Raw genomic sequence first — 10,459 nt, 5'->3', positions numbered from 1 at the left:
CGATGGAATCGTGCCCGCCATCAGCATGGAACGCTGCCCGCGATCGCATGGAACGCCGCCCGCCATCGGCTGGAACAGCGCCCGCCATCAGCGTGGAATCGTGCCCGTCATCGGGTGGAATACGCAGACAACTTGATAAGTCGGTGAATTCGCGATAGATTGTTCCATCAACAGAACGATGATCGACGCGATGCAGGACCTCAACGACATGCTTTATTTCGCCGAGGTCGTGGACCGCGGCGGCTTCGCGGCGGCCGGCCGCACGCTCGGCGTGCCCAAGTCGAAGCTCTCGCGGCGGGTGGCGGACCTCGAGTCGCGGCTGGGGGTGCGGCTTCTTCAACGCACCACGCGCAAGCTCTCGCTCACCGAGGCGGGCGAGGTGTACCACCGCCACTGCGTCGCGATGCGCGAGGCCGCGGAGGCGGCGAGCGAAGCGGTGGAGCTCGTCCGCAACGAGCCGCGCGGCACGATCCGCATCACCTGCCCGGTGACCATCGCGCAGACGACGATCGGCCCGCTCGTTCCGCAGTTCCTCGAGAAGCATCCGCAGGTGCGCATCGACATGCAGGTCACGAACCGCGTGGTCGATCTCGTGCAGGACGGCGTGGACGTCGCGCTGCGCGTGCGGCAGACGCTCGACGACAGCGGCAGCCTGGTGGTGAAGCGCCTGTCGGACAGCCAGACGCTGCTCGTCGCCTCGCCCCAGTTGTTGCAACGCTTCGGCAGGCCGGAGGGACCCGACGACCTGCATCGCATTCCCACCGTCGCGATGTCCGCGGCGGACGGACGCGCGACGTGGAAGCTGCGCGGCCCCGGCGAGCGCGAGTTCGATTTCCAGCATCGCCCGGTCTACACGGCCGACGACATGCTCACGCTTCAGCAGGCGGTGGTGCAGGGCTCAGGCATGAGCCTCCTGCCCGACTACATGTGCGCGGCCGACATGGCGCAGGGACTGCTGGAGGAAGTGTTGCCCGGCTGGGCGCCCGCCATCGGCATCGTGCATGCCGTGTTCCCGTCGCGGCGCGGCATGGTGCCGGCCGTGCGGCGCTTCCTCGATTTTCTCGGGGAGCGCGTGCAGGCGGAGGGCTTGGGAGAGAACTGCCCGGCGACGCGGCCGCGCAAGACGGGGCGGACCGCGGCCGTGAAAGGGGCAACGAGGGGGGCCGCGAAAGAGCCGGCGAAAGCGGCGGAACCGGCGAAAGCCGCCTGAGCGGACTTTCGCGCGCCTGTCAGCTGATGGTGGCGACGATGCCCTGCAGTGCGCTCATGTTCGGACCCACGACGCCGGTGTTGGTACAGGTGAGGTCCTCGAGTCGGGGCGGCAGGAACGCCAGGAATTTGTCGGTCACGGCCAGCTCGCCCTCGATTCTGAGCTTCACGAGGGACGTGGAATCGAGCAGCGCCTTCAGATCGCTGTCGGTCACGCCGCAGTGGCAGATCGCGAGGTTGACGAGCGTGGGGATCGCGGCGAGCTGCTTCAGGAGTTCGGCATCCACGCCCTTGCAGTCTTGGAGCTGCAAGGTGCGCACGAAGAGCTCCGCGAGTTTCTGCATCGCCTCGGGGGTGAACGTACACCCTTCGAACTTCGCGCTGCGCACCGACTGCAGGGCCTCGCACAGGAGCGCGATGTCGTCGCCCTCCAGCGGCAGGCTGACGTTGAGCGAGCCGAGCGTGCTGCCGGCGCCATTGAGCACGAGGTTCGCCGCATCGTCGAAGCTCTTGATCACGACGAGGCCATTGTCGTCCGGCTTGACGACGGTGAAATCGCAGCCGACGAGCTCCGGCCCCCCGGTGGTCGTCGTCGTCACTGTCGTCGTCGTGGTCGTCGACGTCGTGCTCGACGTCTCGTCGGTCGTGTCCGGCTTCCTCAGCTTCTCGAGGTGCGCGGCCAGGCTCCCCGGCCGATGCTGCGGCCCGCGAACGCCGGTGTTGTGGTTCGTGTCGTTGTCGGCTTTGCGCTTGTGGTCGTCGGGGCGTTCCCGCACTTCGACCTTCGTGTAGCCGCCGCCTTTGCCTGCATCGCCGATTCTCGCCATCTGCTTCTCCGGTTGAGGGTTCGCGCCATTGGATGGCGGCGCGCCCTCGCGCACAAGCAGACTTGCGTCTATGCGGCCGCGGCCGCAGGCGCAGCGCGCGCCTTGGCGTAGACCTCGACGTACTGCGCGGCGCTCTCTTCCCAGCCGAAGTGACGCGCCATGCCGTTGGCCTGGATGCGTCGCCAGCGCTGCGGGTCGCGCCAGGCCTTCACGGCGCGATCGAGGGCCTCGCGATAGCCTTGCGGATCGACGCTGCGCATCACGAAGCCGGTGCCGTGCTGCGGGTCGCGCGTCGCGTCGGTCACCGAGTCCACGAGGCCGCCCACGCCCGACACGAGCGGCGGCGTCCCGTACGCCTGGCTGTACATCTGGTTGAGCCCGCAGGGCTCGAAACGCGACGGCATGAGGAAGCAGTCCGCCCCGGCCTCGACGAGATGCGCGAGTTCCTCGTTGAAACCGACCATCACCGCCACCTGGCGCGGATGCTTCGCCGCGGCTTCCTGCAGCGCGGTCTGCAGGCCGGGTTCTCCCTGGCCGAGCACGACGAGCTGCCCGTCCGACGCGAGCAGCGCATCGAGCGAGCCGAGCACGAGGTCGATGCCCTTTTGCGACGTGAGCCGGCTCACCACGCCGAACACCATGCCGTGCCGCGCCAAGCCGAAGCGCTGCTGCAGCGCGGCCTTGTTGCGCGCCTTGCCCGTGAGGTCGACGGCGCTGAAGTGATGCGGAATGAGCTTGTCCTGCGCCGAATTCCACACCTGCGTGTCGATGCCGTTGAGGATGCCGTGCAGCTTGTGCGCCTGCGTCTGCAACACGCCTTCGAGGCCGACGCCGAAGGCCTCGGTCCGGATCTCGCGCGCATACGTCGGGCTTACGGTCGTGATGGCATCGGCGAACTGAAGGCCCGCCTTGAGCATCGACAGCTGCCCCCAGAACTCGACGCCGTCCATGCCGCGCCACGTCGGGGGCACGCCGAGGGTGTCGGCCATGTACATCGGGAACACGCCCTGGAACGCCATGTTGTGGATGGTGAGGACGCTGCTCGCCACGGGCTCGCGAGGGGCGAGCTCGCGCGCCTGCGCCAGGTACAGCGGTGCGAGCGCGGTGGGCCAGTCGTTCGCATTCACGACATCGGCCTGCCAGCCCGCGCAGGGCGTCTGCGTCGTGCCGAGCTGCGCGGCCACGCGCGCGAGCAGGCCGAAGCGCAGCGCGTTGTCCGCGTAGTCGCGGCCGCTCGCGTCCACGTAGGGGCCGCCCGCACGCTGGTAGAGCGAGGGGCAGGCGAGCAGCAGCAGGGTCACGCCGTTGGCGATGCGCACCGGCACCAGTTGCGCGGCGGGCCAGGGGCCGCGCGCGGGCAGCTCCACCGTGTCGCCGAGTTCGCCGCTCACGTTCATGCCCTTGTAGGCCGGCAGCAGGATGCGCACGTCATGGCCGAGCGCCGCGAGCGTGGCGGGCAGCGCCGCGCTGACGTCGCCGAGGCCGCCCGTCTTCACGTACGGCGCGCACTCGGGGGTGGCGAAAAGGATCTTCATGGGTTCGCGATCGATGGGATCATGGCAGCGCCGCGAGGACGACGAAGGGCAGGGCGGCGGAACCGGCGAAGAGCGCTTCGACCTCGACGTCCGACTCCGCGTCGAGCGAGAGGATATCGCCCGAGAGGGCGTTGCGCCAGCGCCCGGAAAGACGCGATACCGCGTCGGCGGGCACTCGCAGGCGCGTGCCTCGCCACAGCGAGGGCATCCATGCGGCATCGTCGCCGCCGCACAACGTGTAGGCCAGGCGTGTCGTCACGACCAGTACCGCCTGCGCTTCGTGGGTGCGCAGGTAGGCGACGACATGCTCCATCGCCGGGCCGTCGGCGGACAGCGCGACGTAGTTGCCGTCGCGAAACAGCGTGGGATTCTCGCGGCGAAACTGCAGCAGGCGCCACGTCGCGAGATGCTTCACGCGGCCGTTCGCGACGTCGTGCAGCAGCGACTGCCAGTCGGCAGCCGAGGGCCATGCATCGCCAGCGTACATCCGCCGCAGCGCATCGAGCTCGCTCGCCAGCCGCGCGAAATCCACCGGCCGCCGGTTGTCCGGGTCGACCAGGCTGAAGTTCCATTGCTCGCAGCCCTGGTACACGTCGGGCACGCCCGGCGCGGTCAGCTTCAGGGCGAGCTGGCTCAGGGCATTGCGGAAGCCGAAGGGTGCGATGCGCTGCGTGAACTTCTGCAGTTCGTCGGTGAACGGATTGTTGTCGGCTGGCCGCAGCACCGCATCGACATAGCGCGCAAGCGCCTCCTCGTAGGCGGCCTCGGGCCACGTCCAGCTGGTGTGCCGCTTCGCCTCGCGCACGGCCTTGAGCATGTAGGCCTGCATGCGCGCGCGCAGGTCCTCCCGCTGCGCCTCGTCGGGCGGCGTCGCGGGCCACAGGCCCGCCAGCGTCTGGAAGAACAGCCAGATGTCGTTGCGCGACGGCATGACGCCCTCGGGGCCGACCGTGAGGTACATCTCCGTCCAGCCGCTCCAGCGCGCCAGGCTCTGCTGCCACAGCATCGGGTCTTCGGACAGGACGTCGATGCGGGCGCGCAGGTCCTCGGACCGTTTGCTGTCGTGCGTGGACGTGCCCAGCAGGCAGTGCGGCCGGTAGCGCGCGCGCGCCTGGTTCGCGCCGTGGAACGCGGCGACAGAGAGCCCGTAGCTGCGCGGCTCGCCGCCCACGTCGTTGAGGGACACCAAGCGCAGGTAGCGGTAGAACGCGGTGTCCTCCACCGACTTCGCCGTCACGGGCGCGGTGAACTGCTGCCACCGCGCCAGGAATCGCCGACGCGGCTCGACCGGCAGGTTCGCCGCTTCGCCGTCGCCCAGCAGCACCTCGCGCAAGTGGTCGATCACGCCGATCTCCGAGCCGCCGAGCCGGCGCTTCGCGGCGGCCACGGCCCAGTCGACGTGCTGGCGGTCCATCGCCGACGCGGGCTCGTCGGCCCGCAGGTAGGTGCGGTACACGGGAAAATTCGCCGCGACCTCGGCGAGCGCCGCGCGCAGGCGGTTGCGCGTGAAGTCCGCGCGCCGGCGGTTGCCGGCGGTGATGCGGTGCAGCGCCTGCGTGAGCCAGTTCAGTTCGGAGAACAGCGAGGTGTCGATGATCAGCTTCTTGGCCGCGTACACGACTTCGTCGTAGTCGAGCGTCTCGCCGGTGAACGCCCGGTAGCAGTCGTTCATCGCCGATTCCTTGCTGCCGTCGACGAAGATCGCATTGACCAGTGCCGCGAAGCGGTAGCCCGTGTCGCCATGCACCGGCCATTCGGCCGGCAGCTGCTCGTGCTCCGCGAGGATCTTCTCCACCACGAGATAGAGCGCGCGCGGCTCGCGGCCGGCCACGATGGCCTGATTGGCATGTCGCCGCTGCAATTGCTCGAAGTAGCGTAGGGGATCGGAGAGGCCGTCCGGGTGGTCGATGCGCAGCGCGTCGAGCGCGCCCTCCTGGAGCCAGTGCATCACCTTCCGGTGCGTCGCCTCGAACACCGGCTCGCGTTCCATGCGCAGCGCGGCGAGCGTGTTCACGTCGAAGAAGCGGCGATAGTTCACGTCGTCGCTTGCCACGCGCCAGTCGGCCAGGCGATAGGCCTGGCGCGCGATGAGCGCGTCGAGCGCGTCGAAGCTCACGGCGTCGCCCGCCATGCCGTTGAGCCGCTGCAGGCATGCTGCAATCCATTGCGCGAGCCAGGCGTGGCGCTGCACGAGGCGCGCAAGCCTGCGCTTGTACAGCGACGCGTCGCGCACCCGGGCGCGTTGTGCGTCGCCCGTCGCTCGATCGCGGTGGGACAGGCGGCCGAACGCGTCGAGCAGCGAGGTGACGACCGCATGGCTGTCGCTCTCGCCGTCGTCGCTCGCGGGCGGTGCGGGCAGCGTCGCGAGGATGTCGGGATAGTGGCCCGGGTCGATCGGGAAGCGGTGGTTCCAGTAGCGCAGGCCGAACTCACCCGTGTCCGCGCTGAAGTGCAGCTGGATTTCACCGGCCTCGAGCACCTTGCCGTAATGGTCGCCGAGCACCGGCAGCAGCACGCGGCCTTCCATCTCGGGCGCCGCGGGCGACCATTCGATGTCGAAGGTCTCCGCGTGCGAGGACGCGCGGCCATGCTCCAGCACGTCCAGCCACCACGCGTTGTCGGCTTCGAGCACGCCCATGTGGTTGGGCACGATGTCGAGCATCTGCCCCATGCCGTGGCGGCGCAGCGCCTCGCCGAGGCGGGTGAGCGCCAGCGCATCGCCCACTTCCGGATTCACCGCTGCGTGGTCGACGATGTCGTAGCCGTGCGTGCTGCCGGGGCGCGCGCGCAGGTAGGGCGAGCTGTAGAGATGGCCGATGCCGAGCGCATGCAGGTAGGGCACGGCGGCCGTGACCTGTTCGAAGGAGCAGCCCTTGTGGAACTGGATGCGGTAGGTGCTGAGCGGCACCACGGCCGTGTCCAGCGCCGGCAGTTCGGCCGACGACATGGCCAGCGCCGCGGGGCCGGTGCGTTCGGCGCGCAGGGCCGCCGCCGCCGACAGCCAGCGCGGCTCGGCGGGCAGGTCGTCCACGTTCACGGAGAGCTTGCGCCGCCAGTTGGGAAAACGGTCCTCGGTCGTGCCGGGCACGTTCACCTGCAGGCGCTGGCCGACGATGTCCTCCAGCTGCAGGCCGACCAGCCAGCACGGGGTGCGCGCAAGGTACGAATACACCGCATCGACCATCGCGGGCGTCGCGTCGGGCAGCGACGTCGGATGCACCGTCGCGCCTTCGGGCAGGAGCGACTCGCGCTGCAGGGCGAGCAGCAGGTGCGCGCGGTCCTGCGCGCGCGCGAGGACCTGCTGCGCGAGCGCATCGTCGGTCGGATAGAGCGAGAGCTTTCCGGCGAGCTCGACGTCGTCGCCCAGCCAGAAGCCGCGCAGCGTGGGCAGGTCGTGCGTGCTGACCACCGCGAGCGCCTGCGGATGCCACTGCGCCGGCGCGCGGAAGCCGCCATCGTCGTTGCGCTCGAACAGCAGCGGCTTGTACGACAGCAGCTGCATCTCGCGCATCGCCTCGCGCATCTGCGGCGCGACGTTGCCGAGGTCCTCGCCGATCACCATGCACTGATGGCGATGGCTCTCCAGCGCGAGGATGCCCAGCAGGTCGTCGAGCGGATAGGCGACGTAGGTGCCGCCGTTGGCTCCGATCCAGAACAGGCGCATGAGCGCCATCGCATGGTCGAGCCGCAGCGCGCCGCAATGGCGCATGTTCGCGCGCAGCGTGTCGATGAAGGGCGCGTAGCGCGCGGCCTTCAGTTGCAGCGGATTCCAGGGGGGCAGGCCCCAGTCCTGCCCGAGCGCATTGAGCGGGTCGGGCGGCGCGCCGACGTGCATGCCGAGCGCGAAGAGCTCGGGCCGCGTCCAGGTCTCGGAGCCGCCTTCGTTCACGCCGACGGCGAGGTCGCCGTAGAGCCCGATGCCCATGCCGCGCGTGCGCGCGTAGCGCTGCACCGACTCCAGCTGCGTTTCGCACAGCCACTGCAGCCAGTAGCGGTAGTGGACCTCGGACGCGTGGTCGCGCTCGAACGCCCGCACGGCCTCGCCGCGCGGGTCGCGATACGCCTCGGGCCAGGCGGGCCAGCCCCACACGTTCGGGTCGGCGGCGCTCAGGTGCGACTGGATCGCCTCGAACAGCGCGTGCGGGCCGAGCGTCGTCGCCCGCTGGCGCACGTAGGCCGCGAAATGTTCGCCGCGCGAAGTGCGGCCTGCGACGTCCGCCGTCTCGAAATGCCGCCACAGGCGCTGCAGGATGTCCTGCTTCGCCGCGGCAACGCCCGCGTAGTCCACCAGTTCGGCCTCGCGCATTTCGCGCAGTCGGTCCTGGAAGGCCTCGGCCTGCACGCGCTCGCGCGCCTCACCGCTGCCCGCGAGTTCGACGAGCGCCTGCACGTCGAGGTAGAGCGGATTCAGCGCGTTGCGGCTGCTCGGGCTGTAGGGGCTCGCAGCCTCGGGCTGCTGCGGGAAGAGGGCGTGCAGCGGGCTCAGGCCGATGAAGGATGCGCCCTGCTGCGCGGCGGCATCCACCAGCCGCCGCAGGTCGCCGAAGTCGCCGATGCCCCAGTTGCGCGACGAACGCAGCGCATAGAGCTGGATGGTGCAGCCCCACCAGCGCTCGCCTTCCTGCAGCGCGGCGGGCGTCCAGCAGCGGCGCGGGGCCACCACGAGCCGGCACCAGCGGGTGGCATCGGTGTCGAGGGCGAGGCGGTAGTAGCCGGGCGCGAGGTGTGGGGGAAGGTCGATGACGCGCCGGTCCTGGTCCCACCGAAGTTCGCCGGATTCGATGATCTGTTGCGCGTCTTCTTCGGCGGCGATGGACCAGCGGGTCGCGTTCGCGTGTTCGGCGCCGAGTCGGATCTGGTTCTCCTCGCCTTCGCGAACCACCTGCACGGGCGGCAGGCCGCCGCCGTGGCGTTCCGCATCGCCGTCGATGCGCATGCAGTCCAGCGCCTGGCGCAAGACCTCTTGCGGCACGACCTGGTCTTCGCCCCAGAAGGTCGAGTACCGGTCGGACACGCCCCAGCGCGCGGCGAGTTCGGCGATGTCGCTCATGCCCGTCATGTCGCGCCCCCCGCGCCGAGCGTCCAGCGTGCGGCCCACGCCGGCCAGCGGTGGCCCGCATCGACCGGCCAGTTGTGGCGGAAGACGTCGAGCGCATCGTTCTGCCCGGATGATCGCGCCGGCGCGTCGAGCGGCTCCGCGCCCAGGTTCAGGTCCATGCTGAGCACGCGTCCATCGTCATAACGCCACTGCACCGCCAGCCCCGTCGCGCCGACGCGCTGCCAGGTGTGCCGGTCGTGCAGGAGTTGCGACTGGCGCGGCACGATGTGCGTGCGGCGCGCTTCCAGCGCGCGCTTCACGAGCGCGAGCCACGCCTTGCCTTCGGGTGTGCGTCGCCGCGCCGCATCGGGCCGGCTCGCCTCGAAGGTCGCGAGGCTGCACGCATCCGGCAACACGCGTCCCTCCTTCGGGTCCGCCATCGCGCCGAACTCGCGCAAGCGGCCTTCCTGCACGGCCTTGCGCAAGTCGCCTTCCCAGTCCGCGAAGTACAGGAAGGGTTCCGTCGCGCCGAATTCCTCGCCGAAGAACAGCATCGGCGTCGCGGGTGTGAGCAGGGCGAGCAGCGTCGGCAGCATGGCCGCCTCGGGTGCGACGAGTTGGGAGAGCCGCTCGCCGAAGGCGCGATTGCCCACCTGGTCGTGGTTGTGCGCGCAGTTCACGAGCGTGGTCAGCGGTTGCGGCGGCGTGGCGCGAACGTCCTTCCGCGCGCCGCCCGGCAAGCGCTCCGAGCCTTCGTACAGCATGCCGTGCGCGAGCGAGCGTCCGAGCTGGTCGAAGGGCTGCGCGCCGTAGTCGTGGTAGTAGCCCGCGGTTTCGCCCGTCAGCGCGACGTGCAGCGCATGATGGAAATCGTCGTTCCACTGCGCGTCGAAGGACCCCGGTTTCGGCGCCGTCGCGAGGTGCGAATACGTGTTGTGCTCGTTCTCCAGCACCAGGTGCACGTGCCGCCCGGGGGTCGCTTCGCGCACCTTCGTCGAAAGCTCTTCGAGCAGATGCGGGCTCGCGCCGTCCACGATCGCATGGACCGCATCGAGCCTCAGCCCGTCGACGCGGTATTCGTTCACCCAGTACAGGGCGTTGTGGATGAAGAAGTCGCGGACGATGCGGCTGCCTTCGCCGTCGAAGTTGATCGCCGCGCCCCACGGGCTGGAATGCGAGGCCGAGAAGAACTGCGGCGCGTACTTCGACAGGTAATTCCCGGAAGGCCCGAAGTGGTTGTAGACGACGTCCACGAACACCATCAGCCCGAGACGGTGCGCGTCCTGGATGAAGTGCTTCAGTTCGTCGGGTGTGCCATACGCGGAGTGCGGCGCGAAGGGCAGCACGCCGTCGTAGCCCCAGCCGAAGCGTCCGGGGAAGTCGGCCAGCGGCATCAGCTCGATGGCGGTGATGCCGAGATCGGCGAGCTCCTTCAGCCGCTGCGCCGCCGCCTCGAAGGTGCCTTCCTCCGTGAACGCGCCCACGTGCATCTCGTAGAGCACGACGTCGCGCCAGGGCCGTCCGCGCCAGCCGGCGTCCCACTCGAACTGCAGCGGATCGACCACCGCGCTCGGCTGCTCCACGCCCGCCGGGTTCTGGCGCGACGCCGGGTCGGGCACCAGCCATTCACCGTCGATGCGCCAGTGGTAGAGCGAGCCCGCCGTGGCCTCGGGTACGTGCGCGGTCCACCAGCCCTCGCGATCCACCTCGGCCGGGTGGAACACGGGCTTGCCCGCGACGCCGGGGTAGAACGCGAGTTCCGCGCGGTCGGCCGCCGGCGCCCACAAGGCGAAGTCGACGCCGCCGCCCTGCGCGAGCTGCGCGCCGAAGGGCATGACATGCCTGCATCG

General features: G+C 69.8%; 5 protein-coding genes. 1 reads left to right on the top strand and 4 read right to left on the bottom strand.

From position 1 onward, the window contains the following. The first annotated feature begins 190 nt into the window (after positions 1-190). On the top strand, positions 191-1,210 hold the full coding sequence (locus tag AB7E83_RS25160) for a LysR family transcriptional regulator (protein WP_428573707.1): 1,020 nt from the start codon (positions 191-193) through the stop codon (positions 1,208-1,210). A gap of 19 nt (positions 1,211-1,229) precedes the next feature. Here AB7E83_RS25160 and AB7E83_RS25155 read toward each other — a convergent pair whose 3' ends face one another. The 4 genes from AB7E83_RS25155 to treZ all read right to left on the bottom strand — a co-directional run bounded on the left by AB7E83_RS25155 (position 1,230) and on the right by treZ (position 10,444). Then, the gene (locus AB7E83_RS25155) at positions 1,230-2,036 is read right to left on the bottom strand and encodes a hypothetical protein (protein ID WP_428573705.1); all 807 of its coding nucleotides are present in this window, start codon (positions 2,034-2,036) and stop codon (positions 1,230-1,232) included. Positions 2,037-2,104: 68 nt separating this feature from the next. Beyond that, a complete protein-coding gene (glgA, locus tag AB7E83_RS25150) occupies positions 2,105-3,571 on the bottom strand; it encodes a glycogen synthase GlgA (protein ID WP_428573703.1) in 1,467 nt (488 codons plus the stop codon). A 19-nt stretch (positions 3,572-3,590) separates the two neighbouring features. Then, positions 3,591-8,621: a malto-oligosyltrehalose synthase gene (locus AB7E83_RS25145; RefSeq protein WP_428573701.1), complete on the bottom strand. Its 5,031-nt coding sequence runs from the start codon at positions 8,619-8,621 to the stop codon at positions 3,591-3,593. A 5-nt stretch (positions 8,622-8,626) separates the two neighbouring features. Beyond that, complete coding sequence (treZ, locus tag AB7E83_RS25140; protein WP_428573699.1) at positions 8,627-10,444, bottom strand: malto-oligosyltrehalose trehalohydrolase; 1,818 nt, start codon at positions 10,442-10,444, stop codon at positions 8,627-8,629. Positions 10,445-10,459 lie beyond the last annotated feature (15 nt).

Source organism: Ramlibacter sp., assembly GCF_050250995.1.
In the GTDB taxonomy this organism is placed as follows: Bacteria; Pseudomonadota; Gammaproteobacteria; order Burkholderiales; family Burkholderiaceae_C; genus Ramlibacter.
The sequence above is the reverse complement of the archived record's forward strand: the minus strand, read 5'-3'. Positions and strand labels throughout refer to the sequence as shown.